The organism is Geminicoccus harenae, assembly GCF_019800005.1.
In the GTDB taxonomy this organism is placed as follows: domain Bacteria; phylum Pseudomonadota; class Alphaproteobacteria; order Geminicoccales; family Geminicoccaceae; genus Geminicoccus; species Geminicoccus harenae.
In genome coordinates this window covers 122,574-142,624 of record NZ_JABGCL010000008.1, presented here as the reverse complement: position 1 = coordinate 142,624, position 20,051 = coordinate 122,574, and the positions used below count along the sequence as shown (strand labels likewise).

Annotated in this window: 21 protein-coding genes; 8 read left to right on the top strand and 13 right to left on the bottom strand. The window is 71.3% G+C overall.

The window, feature by feature from the left end; all coding sequences use genetic code 11:
- Window positions 1-82 precede the first annotated feature (82 nt).
- The gene (locus HLA95_RS09705) at window positions 83-334 is read left to right on the top strand and encodes a type II toxin-antitoxin system Phd/YefM family antitoxin (protein WP_191060581.1); all 252 of its coding nucleotides are present in this window, start codon (window positions 83-85) and stop codon (window positions 332-334) included.
- Complete coding sequence (locus HLA95_RS09700; RefSeq protein ID WP_191060580.1) at window positions 331-765, top strand: PIN domain-containing protein; 435 nt, start codon at window positions 331-333, stop codon at window positions 763-765. The genes HLA95_RS09705 and HLA95_RS09700 overlap by 4 nt, the downstream gene beginning before the upstream one ends.
- 11 nt (window positions 766-776) lie before the next feature.
- Here the strand turns inward: HLA95_RS09700 and arfB are convergent, their stop codons facing one another.
- Window positions 777-1,199 carry an alternative ribosome rescue aminoacyl-tRNA hydrolase ArfB gene (gene arfB, locus HLA95_RS09695; protein WP_191060579.1) on the bottom strand — a complete coding sequence of 141 codons (423 nt, stop codon included), beginning with the start codon at window positions 1,197-1,199 and terminating at the stop codon, window positions 777-779.
- 116 nt (window positions 1,200-1,315) lie between these two features.
- Between arfB and HLA95_RS09690 the strand changes: the two genes are divergently transcribed.
- Window positions 1,316-2,074, top strand: a complete 759-nt coding sequence (locus tag HLA95_RS09690; protein WP_191060578.1) for an SDR family NAD(P)-dependent oxidoreductase — start codon at window positions 1,316-1,318, stop codon at window positions 2,072-2,074.
- A gap of 9 nt (window positions 2,075-2,083) precedes the next feature.
- Here HLA95_RS09690 and HLA95_RS09685 read toward each other — a convergent pair whose 3' ends face one another.
- The 8 genes from HLA95_RS09685 to rpsU form a co-directional block, all read right to left on the bottom strand.
- Window positions 2,084-3,250 carry an MFS transporter gene (locus HLA95_RS09685; protein ID WP_222183128.1) on the bottom strand — a complete coding sequence of 389 codons (1,167 nt, stop codon included), beginning with the start codon at window positions 3,248-3,250 and terminating at the stop codon, window positions 2,084-2,086.
- A 136-nt stretch (window positions 3,251-3,386) separates the two neighbouring features.
- Window positions 3,387-4,430: a sulfate/molybdate ABC transporter ATP-binding protein gene (locus tag HLA95_RS09680; protein ID WP_191061438.1), complete on the bottom strand. Its 1,044-nt coding sequence runs from the start codon at window positions 4,428-4,430 to the stop codon at window positions 3,387-3,389.
- 24 nt (window positions 4,431-4,454) lie between these two features.
- The gene (cysW, locus tag HLA95_RS09675; RefSeq protein ID WP_191061439.1) at window positions 4,455-5,336 is read right to left on the bottom strand and encodes a sulfate ABC transporter permease subunit CysW; all 882 of its coding nucleotides are present in this window, start codon (window positions 5,334-5,336) and stop codon (window positions 4,455-4,457) included.
- Entirely contained in the window at window positions 5,333-6,115 is a 783-nt protein-coding gene (cysT, locus tag HLA95_RS09670) for a sulfate ABC transporter permease subunit CysT (RefSeq protein ID WP_370467480.1), read from the bottom strand. Before cysT ends, cysW begins: the two co-directional genes overlap by 4 nt.
- 95 nt (window positions 6,116-6,210) lie before the next feature.
- Window positions 6,211-6,477 carry a hypothetical protein gene (locus tag HLA95_RS09665; RefSeq protein ID WP_222183126.1) on the bottom strand — a complete coding sequence of 89 codons (267 nt, stop codon included), beginning with the start codon at window positions 6,475-6,477 and terminating at the stop codon, window positions 6,211-6,213.
- A gap of 83 nt (window positions 6,478-6,560) precedes the next feature.
- Window positions 6,561-7,064 carry a hypothetical protein gene (locus tag HLA95_RS09660; protein WP_222183124.1) on the bottom strand — a complete coding sequence of 168 codons (504 nt, stop codon included), beginning with the start codon at window positions 7,062-7,064 and terminating at the stop codon, window positions 6,561-6,563.
- Window positions 7,061-7,810 (bottom strand): phosphoadenylyl-sulfate reductase, encoded by a 750-nt coding sequence (locus tag HLA95_RS09655; RefSeq protein ID WP_222183122.1) that lies wholly within the window; start codon window positions 7,808-7,810, stop codon window positions 7,061-7,063. The genes HLA95_RS09660 and HLA95_RS09655 overlap by 4 nt, the downstream gene beginning before the upstream one ends.
- A gap of 262 nt (window positions 7,811-8,072) precedes the next feature.
- Window positions 8,073-8,279, bottom strand: a complete 207-nt coding sequence (rpsU, locus tag HLA95_RS28125) for a 30S ribosomal protein S21 (RefSeq protein ID WP_159712318.1) — start codon at window positions 8,277-8,279, stop codon at window positions 8,073-8,075.
- 160 nt (window positions 8,280-8,439) lie between these two features.
- Between rpsU and def the strand changes: the two genes are divergently transcribed.
- The 3 genes from def to HLA95_RS09635 all read left to right on the top strand — a co-directional run bounded on the left by def (window position 8,440) and on the right by HLA95_RS09635 (window position 10,571).
- Window positions 8,440-9,000 (top strand): peptide deformylase, encoded by a 561-nt coding sequence (def, locus tag HLA95_RS09645; RefSeq protein ID WP_191062116.1) that lies wholly within the window; start codon window positions 8,440-8,442, stop codon window positions 8,998-9,000.
- On the top strand, window positions 8,997-9,671 hold the full coding sequence (locus HLA95_RS09640) for a COQ9 family protein (RefSeq protein ID WP_222183120.1): 675 nt from the start codon (window positions 8,997-8,999) through the stop codon (window positions 9,669-9,671). The genes def and HLA95_RS09640 overlap by 4 nt, the downstream gene beginning before the upstream one ends.
- 111 nt (window positions 9,672-9,782) lie before the next feature.
- On the top strand, window positions 9,783-10,571 hold the full coding sequence (locus tag HLA95_RS09635; RefSeq protein WP_191061691.1) for a sulfotransferase family protein: 789 nt from the start codon (window positions 9,783-9,785) through the stop codon (window positions 10,569-10,571).
- On the opposite strand, the gene HLA95_RS09630 is transcribed toward HLA95_RS09635, so the two are convergent.
- The gene (locus HLA95_RS09630; RefSeq protein ID WP_191061692.1) at window positions 10,547-11,824 is read right to left on the bottom strand and encodes an MFS transporter; all 1,278 of its coding nucleotides are present in this window, start codon (window positions 11,822-11,824) and stop codon (window positions 10,547-10,549) included. The genes HLA95_RS09635 and HLA95_RS09630 overlap by 25 nt on opposite strands.
- Window positions 11,825-11,951: 127 nt before the next feature.
- On the opposite strand from HLA95_RS09630, the gene HLA95_RS09625 reads away from it, so the two are divergent.
- The gene (locus tag HLA95_RS09625) at window positions 11,952-14,549 is read left to right on the top strand and encodes a DUF2339 domain-containing protein (protein ID WP_222183118.1); all 2,598 of its coding nucleotides are present in this window, start codon (window positions 11,952-11,954) and stop codon (window positions 14,547-14,549) included.
- A 6-nt stretch (window positions 14,550-14,555) separates the two neighbouring features.
- Window positions 14,556-16,535 (top strand): hydantoinase/oxoprolinase N-terminal domain-containing protein, encoded by a 1,980-nt coding sequence (locus HLA95_RS09620; protein ID WP_222183115.1) that lies wholly within the window; start codon window positions 14,556-14,558, stop codon window positions 16,533-16,535.
- Window positions 16,536-16,542: 7 nt separating this feature from the next.
- On the opposite strand, the gene HLA95_RS09615 is transcribed toward HLA95_RS09620, so the two are convergent.
- The 3 genes from HLA95_RS09615 to HLA95_RS09605 are packed head-to-tail and all read right to left on the bottom strand — an operon-like array spanning window position 16,543 to window position 19,990.
- Window positions 16,543-17,481, bottom strand: a complete 939-nt coding sequence (locus tag HLA95_RS09615; protein ID WP_222183113.1) for a lysylphosphatidylglycerol synthase transmembrane domain-containing protein — start codon at window positions 17,479-17,481, stop codon at window positions 16,543-16,545.
- On the bottom strand, window positions 17,478-18,470 hold the full coding sequence (locus HLA95_RS09610) for a glycosyltransferase family 2 protein (protein WP_191061129.1): 993 nt from the start codon (window positions 18,468-18,470) through the stop codon (window positions 17,478-17,480). Before HLA95_RS09610 ends, HLA95_RS09615 begins: the two co-directional genes overlap by 4 nt.
- Entirely contained in the window at window positions 18,467-19,990 is a 1,524-nt protein-coding gene (locus HLA95_RS09605; protein WP_191061128.1) for a glycosyltransferase family 39 protein, read from the bottom strand. Before HLA95_RS09605 ends, HLA95_RS09610 begins: the two co-directional genes overlap by 4 nt.
- Window positions 19,991-20,051: the final 61 nt, after the last annotated feature.

Sequence of the window (20,051 nt, the reverse complement as noted above, 5' to 3'; positions counted from 1 at the left end):
GGGGAAGACCCCGGCGCCGTTGTCGCTTGTGGAGGCCGGGCTCATGTCCTACATTTGCCGGTAATGTAGGACGGGGTCGACCATGCGGAAGGTCAGCGCTCGAGAAGCCAACCAGAACTTCGCCAAGCTGCTGGCAGACGTCGCAGCCGGTGAAACGGTGGTGATCACTAAACGTGGCCAGGAGATCGCAAAGATGGCGCCGGTCTCGTCCCAACCACGTGGCACGGAAGCGGAGCGGCAGGCCAGGATCGACGAGTTCATCCGCTGGCTGCGTCGAGGCGTCGAGTTTCCCGAAGCATTCGAGTTCAACCGGGACGAGATCTACGACCGTTGATCGGGGTCGACACCAACGTCCTCGTCTATGCAGCGCGGCGGTCGGATGATCCGCGTCATTTCAGGGCTGCGGCGATCGTCGAGATCCTGCTGACCGAGCAGCGCCTGTTCCTCCCGCTGCAGACCCTGGCCGAGCTGCATCATGTGCTGCGCCGCAAGGCCGGCATGGCGCCGCAGGAACTGGCCAGCAGGATCGGCACCTACCTGGAACTCGCCACGGTCGAGCCATACCGGCCGGACGACCTCACACGCGCGATGGAAGCGGTTGCAAGGCATCGGCTGTCGCTTTGGGACGCGCTGATCTGGGCGGTGTGCGATCGGATGGAGGTGGCGGTCCTGCTGAGCGAGGACCTGCAGGATGGCCGGATGCTCGGCGGGGTGATGTTCGTCAATCCGTTCGGTGGCCGGATGGCGCGCTTCCTGACGATCTGATCGACCTCTCTTCAGTCGTGCTCCGCCGGCCGCCGGCGCATCGACTTCACGCCCGAGCGTTGTGACTTTGCCTGCAGCCGGCGCTCCTTCGCACCCTTGGATGGCCGGGTAGCACGGCGGGTCTTGGGCCGGATCGCGGCTGCCTGGATCAGCGCCACCAGGCGGGCCAGGGCGTCCTCGCGGTTGCGCTCCTGGGTGCGGAAGTTCTGCGCATGGATGATCAGGATGCCGTCCTGGGTCAGGCGCGAGCCGGCCAGGCGGATCAGGCGCTGGCGGACGTCCTCGGGCAGGGAGGGCGAGTTCAGGACGTCGAAGCGCAGCTGCACTGCGGTCGACAGCTTGTTGACGTTCTGGCCGCCCGGGCCGGACGCGCGCACGAAGCTCTCGTCCAGCTCGCGCGGATCCAGCTGAATGGTCGGGGTGACGGGGATCATCGGCGGGTTTCCGGCCAGGGGCGGCTCTTCATAGCGGAAGGCCGGCGGCGTTGACCACCATGGCACCGGCCGCGAATCATCCAGCGCCCTTCAGCCAGAATAGCGAGAACCTGCCCATGCTCCTTGCCGACAAGACCATCCTCGTCACCGGCGCCACTGCCGGCATCGGCCAGGCGATCGCCCGGGAGATGGCCGGGCGTGGTGCCAGCCTGCTGCTCACCGGCCGCAACGAGGCAGCCGGCCGGGCGCTGGAGGCGGAGCTGGCGGGCAGTGGCGGGAAGGCCCGCTTCGTCCAGGCCGACGTGACCGATCCGGGCGCGGCCAAGCTGCTGACGGAAGCGGCCGTCGCGACGTTCGGCCGGCTGGACGTGCTGGTGAACAATGCGGGCATCGTCATCCGCGGCGACGTCCTGCACTGCACCGACGAGGACTGGGAGCGGATCATGGCGACCAACGTCACCGCCCTGTTCCGGCTGAGCCGCGAGGTGCTGCCGGTGATGCAGCGCCAGGGCGGCGGCGCCATCGTCAACATCGCCTCGGACTGGGGGCTGGTCGGCGCGGTAGGCGCGGTGGCCTATGGCGCCAGCAAGGGGGCGGTCGTGCAGATCACCCGCTCCATGGCGATCGACCACGCGCGCGACGGCATCCGGGTCAATGCCGTCTGTCCGGGTGATACCGATACGACCATGCTGGACGGAGCGATGGCGGGACCGGACCGGGCGGCCGAACTCGAACGGATGGGCCAGGCCCTACCGCTCGGCCGGGTGGGCCAGCCCATCGAGATCGCGAAAGTCGTAGCCTTCCTCGCCTCGGACGATGCCAGCTTCATCACCGGTGCCTGCCTGCCCGTGGATGGCGGCAACACCGCACAATAGCGGCGGCGCTCAGTCGCCCGCGACGACCCGGCCGGCCGCCAGCAGCAGCACGACGCCCGCCAGTGCCAGCAAGCCCAGGGAGGCGGCGAGGCCGATCCCGTGGGCGAGCAGACCGATCAGCGGCGGGCCGGCCAGGAAGCCGAAATAGCCGATCGTGGTGACCGCGGCGACGCCGGCACCCGGGCTCACGCCCGGCAGGCGGGCCGCAGCGCCGATCAGGATCGGCACGATGTTGGCGGCGCCTAAGCCGATCAGGCCGAAGCCCGCCGCTGCCAATGGCGCCACCGGCACCAGCGTGGCGACCAGGAAGCCCAGTGCTATCAGGATGCCGCCGCCGCGCAGCACGGTGACCCGGCCGAAACGTGCGGTAGCCGCGTCGCCGACGAAGCGGCAGCCGGCCATTGCCAGCGAGAAGGCGGCAAAGCCCGCCGCCGCCGTGGCCGGGGTAGCGCCGGTGTTCTGGATCAGGTGCAAAGCACTCCAGTCGGCCGAAGCACCTTCGACCACCATCACCATCATGGCGAGCAGGCCCAGCGCCAGCGAGGCCCGGTTGGGCAGCATGAAGTGCGGCTCGGACTCGTGGCGGTCCGGGTCCGGCAGGGGCTGTACCCAGCGCCACACCAAAGCCAGCGCCAGGGCGAACAGGACGGCGGCCAGCAGCATGGCACCGCCCTCGTCCAGCCCCATCCCGATCAGCAGCCCGCCGATCGCGGCACCCGCCAGCCCGCCCAGACTCCAGAAGCCGTGGAACGAGGACATGGTCGGGCGCGCCCGGGCCCGCTCGACATCGGTGGCCTGTGCGTTCATCGCGACGTCCAGGCCGCCATTGCAGATGCCGAACAGGAGGGCCGCGGCGAACAGGCTGGGCAGGCCAGGGGCGAGCACCGGCAGGGACATCACCAGCACGAAGCCGGCGGCAAAGCCGAGGGTGGCGCGATCGGCGCCGTAGCGGCCGGCCAGCCAGCCCGCCGCCGGCATCGCCGCGATAGCGCCGGCCGCGACCGTGAGCAGCATCATGCCGAGCATGAACTCGTCGATGCGCTGGGCGGTACCGATCAGCGGGATGTGGACGGCCCACAGGCCGATGGCCGTGCCGTTGATCATGAAGATGGCCGACGTTCCCAGCCGGTTGCGCCCGACCCGCTCTTCCGCAGGCAGGGTGGCAACGGCACTCACGACGGCAGCTCCGCGCCCCGCCGGGCATCCGGCAGGATCATCGCCAGGATCGCCCGCTGGCGCTGTTCCGGCAGGACATCGATGGAACTCGTCATGGATTGCCCGGTGGTTGGTGCTTGGTCGTGCACGACAACGGTCAGGCCGCTGGGAAGATCCGGACATTGGCCGGGCGAAGATGCACGGCATCGCCCTTGGCGACGCACAGGTCGCGCCAGCGCGCCGGCGGCAGCGAGACCTCGACCGGGTCGCTGCCCTCGAGGTCCAGGTCGATCCGGATCACCGGGCCCAGCGCCGTGACGTGGCGGACCAGGGCCGGCACGCTGTCCGGCCGCGGCTCCCGGCTGATCTCGATCTCCTCGGGCCGCACATAGGCGATGCCGTCGCCAGCGGCTCCCTCCAGCGCGAAGCTGCGGCCCAGCACGCGGGCGGTGTTGCCCTCGCCGCGATAGGGGACCCGGTTCACCTGGCCCAGGAACTCGTACACGAACGGGTTGGCCGGCCGGTCATAGATCTCCGCCGGGGCACCGATCTGCTCGATGCGGCCCTTGTTCATCACCACCACCCGGTCGGCCAGCTCCAGCGCCTCCTCCTGGTCGTGGGTCACGAACACCGAGGTCAGGCCCATCTCCTGGTGGAGGCGGCGCAGCCAGCGGCGCAGGTCCTTGCGCACCTGGGCGTCCAGCGCGCCGAACGGCTCGTCCAGCAGGAGCACGCGGGGCTCGATGGCGAGCGCTCGGGCCAGCGCCACGCGCTGGCGCTGGCCGCCGGAAAGCTGGGTGGGGTAGCGATGCGCCATGCCTTCGAGCTGGACCAGGCGGAGCAGCTCGCCGACCCGCTCGGCGATCGCGGCGCGGGTCGGGCGCTGCGCGCGCGGCTTGACGCGCAGGCCGAAGGCGATGTTCTCGAATACGGTCATGTGCCGGAACAGGGCGTAGTGCTGGAACACGAAGCCCACCGCCCGCTCGCCCACCGCCCGCGCCGTAGCATCGTCGCCGTTGAACAGCACCTGGCCCCGGTCCGGGAATTCCAGCCCGGCGATGATGCGCAGCAGCGTGGTCTTGCCCGAGCCGGAGGGTCCGAGCAGGGCGACGAGCTCGCCCTGGTGGATCACCAGGTCGAGATCGTCCACGGCGCGGAAGCCGCCGAACTCCTTGGCCACACCCTTGACCGTGATCGTCATCGCAAAAGGGCTCCGATAGTCCGGTCAGTGGCGCCGGGTCGCGGCGAGCTCGGCACCGTAGCGCCATTCCAGCACGGTCTTGATCACCAGCGTGACCAAGCCCAGCAGGGCCAGGAGGCTGGCGACCGCGAAGGCAGCCGCCGACTGGTACTCGTTGTAGAGGATCTCGATGTGCAGCGGCATGGTGTTGGTCAGGCCGCGAATATGGCCGGAGACCACCGACACCGCACCGAACTCGCCCATCGCCCGGGCGTTGCACAGGAGCACGCCGTAGAGCAGGCCCCATTTGACGTTGGGCAGGGTGACCAGCCGGAAGGTCTGCCAGCCCGATGCGCCCAGCGACACCGCGGCCTCCTCGGCTTCCCGGCCCTGCTCGGCCATGAGCGGGATCAGCTCGCGGGCGATGAACGGGAAGGTCACGAAGATCGTGGCCAGCACGATGCCCGGCACCGCGAACACGATCTTGATGCCGAGGGGCGCCAGGAAGGGGCCGAGCAGGCCGCTCGTGCCGAACAGGAGCACCCAGACCAGGCCCGAGATCACCGGCGAGACCGAGAAGGGCAAGTCGATCAGCGTGATCAGCACCGACTTGCCCGGGAAGTCGAACTTGGCGATCGCCCAGGAGGCGCACAGGCCGAAGACGAGGTTCACCGGCACGGCGATCGCGGCGACCAGCAGGGTGAGCCGGATCGCCGCCAGCGCGTCGGGCTCGAGGATCGCCGCCACATAAGTGTCCCAGCCGGCGCGGAGCGCTTCCACGAACACGGCGATCAGCGGCAGGACCAGGAAGCCCAGGAGGAACAGGACCGCGATGGTGGTGAGCAGCCAGCGCACGCCCTGGCCTTCCCGGGTGGCGCGCCTGGGTGCGGGCAGGGCGTTCGCGGCGGGAGTGACGGTCGCGATCATCGCCGCTCGTAGCTCCGGCTCCAGGCCTGCAGCAGGTTGATCAGCAGCAGGAGGAGGAAGGCGCCCAGCAGCATCAAGACGCCCACCGCGGCGGCACCCGAATAGTCGAACTCTTCCAGGCGGATCACGATCAGCAGGGGTGCGATCTCCGATTGGTAGGGCATGTTGCCGGCGATGAAGATCACCGAGCCGTACTCGCCGACCGCCCGGGCGAACGCCAGGGCGAAGCCGGTCAGTGCCGCCGGCAGGATGCTGGGCAGGATCACCCGCACGACCGTCTGCAGCCGGCTGGCACCGAGCGTGGCGGCGGCTTCCTCCACTTCCTTCTCGAAGTCGGCCAGCACCGGCTCCACCGTGCGCACCACGAACGGTAGGCCGATGAACACCATCGCCACCACCACGCCCACCGGGGTGAACGCCACCTGCAGGCCCAGCGGCTCGAGGAACTGGCCGATCCAGCCGTCGCCGGCGAACAGCGCGGTGAGCGTGATGCCGGCCACTGCGGTCGGCAGGGCAAACGGCAGGTCGACCGCGGCATCGAGCAGGCGCTTGCCGGGGAACGGGTAGCGCACCAGCACCCAGGCGACCAGCATGCCCATTACGAGGTTGATCAGGGCCGCGATCAGCGCGCCGCCGAAGCTCAGGCGCAGCGCTGCCAGCGTACGCGGGTCGGTGGCGACCGACAGGAAATGGGCCGGCCCGTCACCCAGGCTGCGGACGAACATCGCCGCCAGCGGGATCAGGACGATCAGCGACAGATAGGTGACCGTCACCCCCATGGTCAGGCCGAATCCAGGCAGGACCGGGCCCTGGCGGCGACGGGCGATGCTGGCGGTGCTCACGCGGAATGGCCGTTCGTCATGGCGGCTTTGGATCAGTCGGCTACCAGCAGATGCAGGGCGGCGGCTTCCGGCACCGGGGCATCGCCCTGCAGCGACACGGGCATCACCGGCACGGGCGCCTCGGGACGCGACGGGCCGGGCTCGGCGACCCGCAGGGGCAGGGCCGCCTCGGCCCGAACCTCGGGCTGCACGGATGCCGGCCGCTCCGGGGAGCCGCCCAAATGGAGGAATGGCAGGAGGATGGCCAGGCCGCCAAGCGCGAGGATGCCGCGGGCTCGTCGACGGGTCAGTCCGCCCATGGGCATGCTCCAGTTGATAAACTCTACTAATTTAGTAGTCTAATTTGGAGCAGCTTGCACGTGGTTTCTGCGGGGTCCGATGTTCAACCGGCCACGACGGCGGCCGGCGGCCACAGGTCGACCGCCGCCGGCGTGCAGGAATGGGACGCGGCGGCCGGGCACGGGCGGAACGATGCGACCAGGGCCAGCGCAGCCGTCGGCAGGGTGGCGGGCGAGGCGTGGACACGGCCGGGACGGCTGGCGGCATCGCCACCCAGCTCCACGAACAGGGTGCCGGGCCCGTCCGTCGGGGCACTGGATAACTGTCCGGCCCGGCCCAGCTCGATCCGCGTCAGTGCCTGAGGGGTGCCGGCCAGTTCCGAGGCCAGGAGCTGCAGCCGCGGATCGTGCGCCAGCCGGCCGAGCGGGGTCGCCTCGTCCAGGCCGATGACCAGGCTGGAGCTGCCCGAGGCACGCAGGCGCGAGCTCGCCTCGACCAGAAGCCAGCCGACCTCGTCGGCCGGCAGGAGCGGCCAGGGCCGGGGCGATGGCAGGCCGGCGCGGTGGTGCCGCGCCACCGGGTCGGCCGCCGGTGCCAGGATCGTCATATGCCGCCTCCATGCGAGACGTGGATGCCGCACTCGGTCTTGCTGGTGCCCGCCCAGCGGCCGGCGCGCGGATCCTCTCCGGCCGCGACCGGCCGGGTGCAGGGGGCGCAGCCGATCGAGCGGTAGCCCTGCTCGACCAGGGGATGGGCGGGCAATGCGTGGTTCTGCCGGTAGGCCTCCAGGTCGTCCGCCCCCCACTGGGCCAGGGGATTGATCTTGAGGCGGCCCGTACCCTGCTCGACCTCGAAAGTCGGCAGGCCCTGGCGCTGCCCGCCCTGGAAGCGCTTGCGCCCGGTGATCCAGGCGGCAAACCCATCGAGGGCCTGGTCGAGCGGCTCGGTCTTGCGGAAGTGGCAGCAGACGTCGGGATCGCTCGCGTGGAGATCGCCGCGCGGGTCGAGCCGGCCCAGCATGCGCAGGTCGGGCACGGCACTGCGCACGTCGCGCAGGCCCAGACGCTCGATCAGCAGGGCGCGATAGGCGAGGGTCGCCGGGAAATGGGCGAGCGTGTCCAGGAAGATTACCGGGATGTCGGGATCGACACTCGCGGCCATGTGCAGGAGCACGACGCTTTCCGCGCCGAACGACGACACCAGGGCGGTCCGCCCACGCAGGCGGCCACCCGGCCCCAGCACTGCCGCCAGCAGGTCCTGCCCGCACAGATGGCCATGAGCCTGGACCAGCGCTGCGCACTGGCCGGCGAGATCGGCCTGGTCGGGCCTCGACTGGACGGCGGCTTCGGGCATGGCATCCTCCGGACGCATCGGCGCGGGAGGTGAAACTACAGCTCATGCCGACAACCGCCGATCGATATTTCGTAAACTACACTGTAATCTGAGCTATATATCGGTAACTAATTGTAGAACGTCAAAAGGGTGTCGAACGCAACGAGCCCGCCGAGTCGCCCCGGCGGGCTCAGATCGTCTGCTGCATGGCTGCGCTCCAACAGGGCAAGGCCGCGGGCGAACCGCCCGGGTCACTCCTCGTCAGGGCGTCGGCGCGCGATCCCTAGAGTTCGTCGCGCTCGGCGCGCTTGCGCATCAGCTTGCGGAACCGACGGACGGCTTCCGCCTTCTCGCGGGCACGGCGTTCGGAAGGCTTCTCATAGTGCCGGCGCATGCGCAGCTCGCGGTACAGGCCTTCACGCTGCATCTTCTTCTTCAGCGCGCGCAGTGCCTGGTCGACATTGTTGTCGCGGACCTGGACCTCGACGATGGTCGTTCTCCTCGGCGAAAAGGGGACAGGAAATGCATCGCGGTCGTGGTGCCGACCGACGCGGCGGCGCCTATAGCACCCTCGCTGCGTCCGGGCAATATCGCCGCCGCCGAACTGCTTGCAGGTGACGCCCGCGCGCTCAGGCTCTAGAATCCGGGCCATGACCGTCCTGCCTGTCCTGCGCATGGGCCATCCCGTGCTGCTCCAGGTCGCCCAGCCCGTCGGCGACCCGACCACCCCCGCCATCCACCGCCTGGCCGCTGACATGGTCGAGACCATGCACGCCGAGGAGGGGATCGGCATCGCCGCCCCGCAGGTGGGCCAGTCCCTGCGGCTGATCGTGGTGCTGCCGCTGCGTGCCCGGCCCAGAGACGGTGCGACCGAGGAGGTCGAGCCGCTGGTGCTGGCCGACCCGGTGCTGGAGCCGGTCGGCGAGGCGATGGAGGAAGGCCTCGAGGGCTGCCTGTCGATCCCGGGCCTGCGCGGCGAGGTGCCGAGATTCGCCAGGCTGCGCTGGCGGGCGCGCGATCTGGCCGGCCAGGAGATCGGCGGGATCGCCGAGGGCCTGTTCGCCCGGGTGCTGCAGCACGAGGTCGACCATCTGGACGGGATCCTCTACCCGATGCGGATGACCAACCTACGTTCCCTGGCATTCCTGGACGCCGTGCCGGATGACGCGCCGGAGGGTGGCCAGGCAGCGGCAAAGGACAGCGGCCCATGAAGTCGGACGAGGCATTGGCGCTCAAGGCGGTGGAAAAGGACCGGCTGTTCGAGATGGTCCTGCAGCACGTGCCGTTCGACGGCTGGGGCAGCAAGAGCCTCCAGGCCGCCGCCGCCGACCTCGGCATGACGCCCATCACCGCGCGCCGCCTGTTCCCGCAGGGCCAGGAGAGCCTCCTGGCCTGGCTCGGCGACTGGCTGGACCGGCAGGCGGCCAAGCGCCTGGCCGACGAGGACCTGGAGCGGCTGCGCATCCGCCAGCGCATCGCCCGGCTGGTCACGGTCCGCCTGGAAGTGCTGGCGCGGCACAAGGAGGCGATGCGCCGGGCCGTGGCCGCAGGCGCCCTGCCGCGCAACCTGTACGCCACCTCCCGCCGGATCTGGTCCGGGGCGGACGGCATGTGGCGGATGGCGGGCGACCAAGGGACCAGCCGGGAGCTCGACTACTGGACCCGGCGCGGCCTGCTGTCGGCAGTGTGGGTCTCGACCTTCCTGTTCTGGCTGGAGGACCGCAGCGAGGGCGATGCCGAGACCAGGGCGTTCCTCGACCGGCGGATCGACAACGTGATGTCGGTGGCGCGCCTCAAGGGCCGGGTGGAGAACGTCGTCCGCGGCCTGCCGGGCCTGCGGGTGTTCCTGCGCGAGCCGCGGGCCGGCAGCTACCGGAGCTGAAGCCGAGGCCTGGCCGGGTGCTTCCCATGGGGCGCCCTGCCGGCCTATCACTCGGCCCGGGCCGAGGCTGACGGGCCCGCGGGATCTGCTTCGCTCCTCCTGGATGGCACGATGATCGTCTATGTCGCGACCTGGCCGCGCTGCGGAAACAGCGTGCTGCGCGACCTGTTCTGGCTGAACTGGCGCCTCACGGTGACCGACCCCTACATGCCGGAAGCCGGGATCGCGACCTGGCGGGAGATCATGACCCGCAAGCATGGCATCGTGATCGACCCGGACCGGCCGCAGGTGTTCCGCCTGGGCGAGGCGGTGGGCCTGGTGCCGGGCTGGCTCGGCTGGCTCACCGAGGAGCGCCGCCAGGAACTCGCCGCCGAGCCGGTCACCTACTACCTCAAGACCCACGAGCCGCCCTTTGAGAGCTATCTCAGGGGCGAGCGGGTCGTGCAGATGATCCGCCACCCGCTCCCGGCCTGCTGGTCCTGGCACTGCCTGAGCAAGGAGGACAAGGAACTCGCCCCGGAGTTCCTGGCGGTGCGCGGCAACGGCACCACGCTCACCGGCTATGTCGAGTTCCACGAGCGCTGGCTCGCGGCGCAAGTGCCGACCATCAGGCTGGCCTATGAGCGGCATATCCAGCATCCCGAAGCCAGCGTGCGCACGATTGCCGCCTATCTCGACCTGCCGCTCGACCAACCGAAGGTCACGAGCTTCGAACGGATGAACACCATGAACCCGGTCCGCTACCGGGCCGGCAAGGTCGCCGGCTGGCAGGGCAGCGAGGAACAGGCCACGGCGATCTGGTCGGCCTGCGCCGAGGTGGCGGGGCGGCTCGGCTACCGCTCGATCAACCCGGCCCCGCCCGAGCGCCAGCCGGTTCAGGCCTCGGCAGGCTCCTCCTGACGGACCGCCTGCGCCTCCTCGCGCCGGGTGGCGCTCACCTCCTGGGTCAGCACCGTGCTGTAGGGGCTGCCGGTCGGGATGGCCTGGGCGGGGCCGCGCTCGATCGCATTCGGTGCCCGGCGCCGGGTCATCCGCCACAGGGCGAACAGCCCGATCGCGGCATGGGCCACCGCCAGCAGCAGCGGAAAGGCGTAGATGCCGACATGCTCCATCACGAAGGAGGTCAGGGTCGGGCCGATGGCGGCACCCAGGCCGTTGGTGAGCAGCAGCGCGCCGCTCACCCCCACGAGCTGGTCCGGGCGCATGAAGTCGTTGGTGTGCGCCACGCCCAGCGAATACATGGGCAGGCTGAGCCCGCCGAACAGGAAGAACAGCCCCAGCACCAGCATCTCGTTGCCGGGATCGGCGAACACGACCAGGGCGGACGACAGGGCTGCGCCGAACGTCACGGCCGTGATCACCAGCCGCCGGTCCAGCCAGTCGGACAGCCGGCCGATCGGCAACTGGAACAGGGCGCCGCCGATCAGCGTCACCGCCATGAACAGGGACACGGTGGCGATCGACATGCCGAACGCGCGCGCCCAGATCGGCCCCATCGCGTAGAGGCCGCCCTGGGCGATGCCGATGCCGAAGATGGTCACGAGGCCGAGGGGCGAGAGCCGCCACAGCTCGCGAAAGCCGACATGGACCGGCCGGGACGGCGGCGGCGCCTGGTTGTCGGCGAGCAGGATCGGCATCAGCCCGATCGAGAACAGCACCGAGACGAAGGCGAACAGCTGCCAGGACTGCACCGGCGCCAGGTTCAGCAGGAAGTTGCCCGCGGCGAACCCGCCGGTCTGCACCACCATGTAGAAGGAGAACAGCCCGCCGCGGGTCCGGTTGTCGGCCTTGCTGTTCAGCCAGCTCTCCGCGGTGATGTAGACGCCGCACAAAGCGAGTCCGGTCGTGAAGCGCAGGAAGAACCAGGTGATCGGGTCCACCAGGAGGATGTGAATCAGGATGATCCCGGACGCCAGCGAGGCCAGCGCCGCGAACACCCGGACATGGCCGACCGAGCCCACGAAATGGGGCACGATGAACGGTGCGGCGACCAGGCCCAGATAATAGGCCGACATCATGATGCCGGTGGCCGACAGGGCGAAGCCCTCGTGGGCCGCGCGCAGCGGCAGGAGCGTGCCCTGCAGCCCATGGCCCAGCATCAGCAGCCCCATGCCCAGGAGGAGCGACCAGGCGGACAGGATCGTTCGGGTCATCTCGTTCCTTCGCGGCCGCGGCCCATGGGTCGGACTCGGCTGGTGGCCCTGCTACCTGATCCTCTAGGCACGTTTCCAGTCGTCATCTCGCGTGGAAACGTCAAGCGGCTTGCTTGGAAGGGCTGACATGGAGGCGATCTGGCTGATGCTCGTGTTGGTGGCGGCGGCGGGCTGGTCGCAGCAGCGCCGCGAGATCCGGCGCCTGGCGGCACGGCTCGACGCCCTGGAGGGGCGGCGCCCGCCAGCACCCATCATGCCCCCGGCACCCGCCATGCCCGCAGCGCCGGTGGCCGCCCCTGCCGCGCCGGTGGCACAACCCGGCACCGTACCGTCGCTCGCCCCGGCAGCACCGCCCCCGGCACCACCGCCCGGCAGCGAGCTGGAGCGCCGGTTCGGCCAGCGCTGGCTGGTCTGGATCGGCGCCGTGGCGCTGGCGCTGGGCGGCCTGTTCGTGGTGCAGTACTCGATCGAGCAGGACCTGATCGGGCCGCGTACCCGGCTCGGGTTCGGCCTCTTGACCGGCATCGTCCTGATCCTGCTGGCCGAGCTGTTGCGCAAGCAGCCGGGCCGCCTGGGTCTCAGCGCCGGCCAGACCGCCGGTGCCGCCGCCGCCCTCGCCGCGGGCGGGGCGTCCGCCCTGTTCGGCGTCGCCTGGGCCTCGTTCGGCCGCTACGGCCTGCTGGGCCCGGAACTGGCGCTGGCGGCGATGGCCCTGGCCGCTGCCGTGGCCCTGCTGCTCGCCTGGCACCATGGCCCGCTCCTGGCCGTGATCGCCCTGGTGTTCGCCTACCTGGCCCCCGTGCTGGTGGCCACGGATGCGCCGGACCCGGTGGCCTTCGCCGTCTGGCTGGCCACGATCCAGCTGTTCCTGGCCCTGCTCCTGCTCTTTCGTCCATGGACCTGGCTCCTGGCGCTGGACCTGCTGGGCCTGATCCCCATGGGCATTCTGCTCATGGCCGCCAGCCAGACCGGCACCACGCTGGCGCCGCTCGTGGCCGCGGCCGCCGTCGTCCTGCCGGTCTGGCTGGCACGGGAGCCGGACTGGCGGGAGGACCGGCCGCCCGTCCGGGCCCTGCGCCATGTGGCCGGGGTCGGCGGGCGTGCCTGGCTGGGCGGCCTGCTGCTGGCAGCCTCTGCCATGGCGGCGAGCGAGCGAAGTGATCTCGCTTTGCTGCCGCTGCCGATCGCCGCGCTGGCCCTGGTCGCTGCCGCCCTTGCCGGTCGCGCCCGCCTCCATGTCGCCTTTGCCGGCGCCTTCGCCGTGGCCGTGGGTGCTGCCCTGGTCGACCTGCCGATCGTCGCCACCGCGATGGCGGAGATGCTGGGCGACCCCGTGACCGCCGCCCCCGCCTGGCGCTGGCTCCCCCCGGAACTGGCGCCCTATGCCTGGTTCTGCGGGCTGACCGCGGCCGCCTTCTTCCTGGCCGGCTGGACCGGCGCGTTGCACGCACGGCCAGCGGGTGGGTTCGCAGCACTGGCCGTGGTGGCCCCGCTGGTGCTCCTGGCGATCGCCTATGCCCGGATCGAGGGGTTCGCGGCTGCCCCGCGCTGGACCGTGGTGGCCCTGGTCATGGCCGGCCTGTTCCTCCTGGCCGCCGAGCGGACGGCGCGCTTCGCCGGGCAGACGGCAGCCGTGGCGGCCTTTGCGCTGGGCGTGGTCGCCGCGCTGAGCCTGGCCTTCACCATGGCCCTGGAACATGCCTGGCTGAGCGTGGCGCTGGCAGCCCAGGTGCTGGCGGTGGTGCTGGTCCATGCCCGCTTCCCGCACGGTGCCCTTGCGCGGGCCGCAGCCGCCCTGGCCGGGCTGGTGGCCGGGCGGCTGCTCTGGCAGGCGGGCGAGGCCGGTTCGAGCGAGCTGGGCGTCCCCATGGTCCTGTGGGCCTATGGTGTGCCGACCCTGTTCCTGCTGGCCGCCTGGCTCTGCGGGCGGCGCCTGGAGCCCTCCTGGTCGCGCGACGTGATCCTGCTGGCCGCCACGCTCGGCTGGATCATCGTCCTGATGCGTGCCGCCACCGCACTGGCCGGCGGCGGCCATGACGACCTGCTGGAGCCGGGCCTGCAGGTGGCGGCCCTCACCCTCACCGCCACCGGGCTGGCGCTCCGGCCGCAGACCGGCCCGGTTCGCCTCGCGACCCTTTTGACCCTGCTGGTGGCCGTGGGGAGCCTGCTGGACCCGCTCCTGCGCATCGCCGCGGGCGAGGACCTGCGCGTCCTGGATGTGCCGGTCGTGAACCCGCTGCTCCTGCTCCTGCTCGTCCCGGTGCTGGCGCTGGGCTTCCTCACCTGGCGCGGCCTGCCGGCCCGGCTGCCGCACCTTCTGGGCCCGGCCCTGCCGCTCGCAGGCGGGCTGCTCCTGCTGGCCTGGCCGATCCTGGAGATCCGCCGCTTCTTTGCGGGCTCCGTGCTCTGGGGCGAGGCCGCCATCCAGCCGGCGGAGAACTGGCTCTATTCGGCCTGGCTGGTGGTGGCCGCGGTCGGTCTCCTGGCGTTCGGCCTTTTGACCCGGCAGCGCCAGCTCCGCCTCCTGTCGCTGGCCCTGCTGGTGCTGGCGATCCTGAAGGTGTTCCTGCTCGATCTCAGCGGGCTCGAGGGCCTGTGGCGGGCAGCGGCCTTCCTGGGCCTGGGCATCACGCTGGTGGGCGTGGGCCTGGCCTACCAGCGGCTGTTCTCCGACGACCGCCATGCTACGCCCGGGCAGGACAATGACGGGACAGTGAAGGGATAGGGCGCGTTGCGGTTCAGGCTCGGGATCGATACCGGCGGCACCTATACCGACGCGGTGCTCTACACGCCGGCAGAAGGGGTGGTGCGGGCGGCCAAGTCGCTGACCACCAAGCACGACCTGGCACTGGGCGTGGCGGAAGCGGTGGCGCAGGTGCTGGGCGAAGCGCCGCCGCCGGTCGAGCTGGTCGGCCTATCCACCACGCTCGCCACCAACGCGCTGGTGGAAGGCCATGGCGGGCCAGTGGCCCTGGTGCTGATCGGCTTTGGCCCCGACGCGCTGGAGCGGGCCGACCTGAAGGAAGCGCTGCGCAGTGATCCTGCGATCTTCGTGGCGGGCGGCCACGACGCCAGCGGATCGGAGCAGGCGCCGCTGGACGAGGCGGCCCTCCTGGCCGAGGCCGGCCGGCTGGCTGGGCAGGTGGATGCGTTCGCGGTCACCGGCCATTTCGCGGTGCGCAACCCGGCCCACGAGCGGCGTGCCGCCCGGCTGCTGGCCGAGGCGACCGGTCGTCCCGTGACCTGCTCGCACGAGCTGACCGCGCGCCTGGACGGCACCCGCCGGGCCTTGACCACGCTGCTGAACGCCCGGCTGATCGGCGATATCCACCGCCTGGTCGGCGGCGTGCAGGATCTGCTGGCCAGCCGCGGCATCACCGCCCCGCTGATGGTGACCAAGGGCGACGGCTCGCTGGTCACCGCCGCCACCGCATTGCAACGGCCGGTCGAGACCATCCTGTCCGGGCCGGCGGCGAGCGTGGTCGGTGCCGCGAAGCTGTCCGGCCTGAGCGACACGCTGGTGTCCGACATCGGCGGCACCACCACCGACATCGCCTTTCTGCGTGGCGGGCGGCCGGAACTGGATGCGGCGGGTGCCAAGGTCGGCCGGTTCCGCACCATGGTCGAGGCGATCGCCGTCCACACGGTGGGGCTCGGCGGCGACAGCGAGCTTCGCCGCGACGAGCATCGCCGCCTGGTGCTGGGGCCCAGGCGCGCCGTGCCGCTCTCGCTCCTGGCGCACCAGCATCCCGCCGTGCTGAAGGAGCTGGAAACCCAGCTCGCGCGGCCGTTCTGGCGCCCGCTGGACGGGATGTTCGCCTTGCGCCTGCGCGCCCTGCCGGATCCCGCCGTGCTGCCGCGCCTCCAGCGCGAGGTCTGGGAGTGGCTGGGTGAGGGCCCGATGGCGCTGGACGAGCTGTGCGAGCGTCGCCATGCCGATCGCCAGCTCACCCGGCTGATCGACCGCGGCCTGGTGATCCGCTCGGCCTTCACGCCCTCCGATGCCGCCCATGTGCTGGGCCTCCAGGGCAACTGGAATCGCGAGGCGGCGGTGTTGGGGGCCAGGTTGCGCGGCCGGCTGGAATCGCTGGTGGACAAGGACGAGGGGCTGGAGGATCCGGAGAACTTCGCCCGCCTGGTGATGGAGCTCGCCACCCGCCAGACCGCCCTGGCGCTGCTGGGCGCTGCCTGTGCCGAGGACGGCCTGCCCGACCAGACGGCGGCCGCGCCGCTGCTGGAGCGCGCCGTGTCCGGCCAAACCGGCGGGCTGGTCCGCCCGCAGGTCACTCTGGGCCTGCCCGTGGTCGCGATCGGCGCCCCCGCCCGGCTGCTTTATCCCGAGGCCTGTGCCCGCCTGGGCACGGCCGCCGTGATCCCACCCTTTGCCGAGGTCAGCAACGCGCTGGGTGCCGTGGCCGGCGACGTGATCCAGCAGGTGCAGGTGACGATCGGCAGGATCGGCCAGGACCGGCTGCGCGTCCATGGCGCCGGCGGCCCGTTCGACACCCTCGTCCTGGCCGACGCCCTGGCCCATGCCCGTCTCGAGGCGGAGCGGCAGGCCCGCGCCAGGGCCCTGGCCGCGGGTGCCGGCGAGGTCGCGATCAGCCTGGACGAGCAGGTCACGATGGTGGACGGGATCGAGGGCGGCTCGATCTTCGTCGAAGCGGTGGTGACGGCCACCGCGTCTGGCCGGCCGGGCCTCGCCGCCTGACCGGCCGCTAGTCGGCGACCCGCGGCTCCGCCCGGCGCCACCATTGCAGCCGCGGCTCCATCAGCACCGCCAGGGCACCCAGGAGGCAGCCCGAGACGAGCAGGATGGCGTGGCAGGCGAGGGCGGCGGTGATCGCCTGCGGCAGCGGCACGCCGGCACTGCTGGCGGCCCAGGCGAACGCCGCCTGGACGGGCCCGAGCCCGGCGATGCCCTGGAAGGGCAGGGCGAAGGCCAGGTTGGCACACGTGCCGGCGAACACTGCGGTCGCGAGGTCGACCGGCTGGCCGAGCGAGGCAAACGCCAGCCATGCCACGGCGGCATGGCAGAACCAGACCAGCAGGGACAGGGCGGTGACCCGGCCGAACGTGTGCCGGGCCCGGGCACGTGCCAGCACCTCCGCCACGGTCGCGAGCTTCTGCACCCGATGCACCACCAGCCGGCCGCCCAGCACCAGCAGCAGCGGGGCCGCCAGCGCCAGGCAGGCCGCCAGTGCCGCCAGCCAGCGCCACTGCGCCAGGGCCGGGACCGCCCAGCTCGCGGACAGCGCCAGCATGGCGCCAAGTGCGCCCAGGTCGAGCAGGCGCACGGTGAGCAGGGCACCGGTGCCGGCCGCCAGGTCCACGCCCATCAGCCGGCGTGCCAGCAACGGAAAGGCGGCCTCGCCCAGCTTGAAGGGCAGGAGGAAGTTGAGCGCGATATGGACGCAGGAGATGCGGAAGCTCGCGAGCAGCCCGCCGCTGCGCATCCGCTCCAGCAGCAGCACGAACCGCCCGGCCCTCCCTAGCTGGAGGAGCACCACCAGCGGGAAGGCCAGGAGGAGGATGCGCAGGTCGACCGCCGCCAGCCCCTCCAGCACCGGCGCCAAGCGCTGGCTGGCCGCGAGCCACCAGAAGAACAGGCCGGTCAGCAGGATCGCTACGAGCGTGCCGAGGGTCCGCCGGCTCATTCGCCGGGGCCGCCGGTGCGCGCCCGGATCAGGTTGCCACTCTCCACCGGCCGGGTCCGGGCGTTGATCAGCTCGGCCAGCATGCCGAACAGCACGGTCTGCACGCCCACGATCACCAGGAGGATGGCCAGTTGGAGCAGCGGCCGGTGGCCGATCAGCTCGCCGGCGAATACTTTCAGGCAGAACAGGTAGAAGAGGATCAGCGCACCCGCCGCGCCAATCGCGACGCCCGCCCCGCCGAACAGGTGGCCCGGCCGCTGGTCATAGCGGGTGATGGTCAGCACGGTGAGCAGGTCCACGGCACCGCGCAGGAGGCGCTGGAGCCCGTACTTGGACTTGCCGTGCCGGCGCGGATGGTGCGTCACCACCAGCTCGCCCACCTCGAACCCCAGGCCATGGGCCAGCAGCGGCACGAAGCGATGCAGCTCGCCATAAAGGCGGATGTCGGTGAACACCTCGCGCCGGTACGCCTTGAACCCGCAGTTGAAGTCGTGCAGCGGCACGCCCGACACTTTCGCGGTGACGAGGTTGAACAGCCGGCTCGGCAGGGTCTTGTGCGCCGGGTCGTGGCGGATCTGCTTCCAGCCCGAAACGACGTCCAGCCCGGTGGCGATCTCGGCCATGAAGCGAGGCAGCTCGGCCGGATCGTCCTGCAGATCGGCGTCCATGGTGACCACGACCGCGGCCTGGGCCTCGCGGATGCCCAGGTCCAGCGCCGTGGCCTTGCCGAAATTGCGCCGCAGGCGCAGGCCGCGCAGCTTCGGCCGCTCCGCTGCCAGCCGCTCGATCTCGGCCCAGGAACCGTCGGTCGAGCCATCGTCGACGAGGATCACCTCGCGCAGCGGGAGGCTATGCTCGGCACAGACCGCTAGGATCCGGCGGGTCAGCTCGTCCAGCGTCCCGGCCTCGTCCTTGATCGGGATCACCACCGCCAGGTCCAGCGCCGCGGTGGCGGCCGGCACGGCATGGCTGCGCAAGGGCGCGTTCATCGGCACTCCCCGTTCGGCTGCTCGAACAGCAGATAGCCGATCGACAACCGCCGCTCGACCGCCCCCAGCAGCGGGGCAGTGACCGCGCCGCGCCGCGCCGGCAGCGACGCATCGACGCCGAGCTTGGCCCGGGCTCCCTCCAGCAGTTCCGGCGGAGGCGGGGTGCCCGGCTCGGGCGAGATCCAGGCGAGCAGGCACTGGCCATTGCCGGTGGGCGGGCCGAACACGCCGGGCGGTGCGCTCGTTTCGACCACTCGGGATTGCGGCATGCGCACGCGCAGGTTGCCGCCCAGATGGAGGTCGCCGACCACCACCGTCCCGTCCCGGAAGCCTGCCTGGCGCAGCCCGTCGGCGATGGCATCGAACGGATAGAGGATCCGGCACTTGCCCAGGCAGGCATCGCCGCCGGCCAGCGGGATGGCCACGCGCATGCCGAGCGTCACCACCACCAGCACGGCCAACACGGCGAGCCAGCGGCCGATCGGCAGGTGCTGCGGGGCGAGAAAGGCGGCGAACAGGATCGGCAGGGGCAGGAGCGGGCCGATCATCCAGCGCTCGCTGTAGTTCACGCCGCCGAAGGGCACGACCAAGAGGGCGTGGAGCAGGAGGGCGATGATCACATAGGTGCCGAGCACCCGCACCGCCGGCCGGGCGACCTGCTCCCGGCGGCAGCGGCGCAGCGAGGGCAGGAACAGGATGCCGGCCAGGACCAGCCAGGGCTGGGCGAAGGCCAGGGCCGCCACCAGGAGGTCGCCCAGGCTGGCCAGCTGGCTCCTCGCACCGCGCACCAGCACCGCCGTCCCGGCCTCGCCCATCGACTTGTGCCCGAGCAGCCACCAGGCGTTCGGCAGGACGATCACGAGGGCCACGGCGGCGGCCAGCAGCGTGCCCGGATGGAGCACGACGCGGCGCAACTCGGGCAGGATCAGGCCGGTCAGTACCAGGGCCAGGCCGGCGAGGGCGAAGTTCCACTTGCCGAGCACGCCCAGGCCCAGCGTCACGCCCAGCAGGAAATAGTCCAGGTAGGTCTGGCGCCTGGCCAGCCGGGCCGACAGCCAGAGCAGGACCGCGACCGCGGTCGCCAGCACCGTCGAATGGGTCAGGTCGACCTGGGCGTACCAGCCGAACGTGTACATGGCCGGCAGGGCCAGGACCGCCACCGCCGCCCGCCCGTCATCGCCGAGCCACAGGCGCGCCGCCTGCCAGTAAGCCAGGCAACAGCCGCCCAGGAACAGGTAGCGCAGCACGGTGATCGGCACGTGTCCGACCCCCAGCACCGGCTCCAGCAGGAGCAGGAGCCAGGTGAACAGCGGCGGCTGCTCGGTCCGGTAGCCCCAGGACCAGGCCTGCGCCGAGAGCGCCTGCTCCGCGTCGTCCATGCCGAGCGTCGGGCCGGTGAGGAGGCGCAGCACCGCATGGAGCAGGAGCCAGAGGGCGAGGATGCCCAGCACCACACGGGGCTCGGCCAGCCGTGCCGCCATTGATCCGCTGGGCGGGGAACGGGTCAGCGCATGCTGCACGGCGCAGCCTGCGGTGTTGCGGCGGGACCGGCCGGGACTCGGTCGGTTGGCGTGGCAGCCA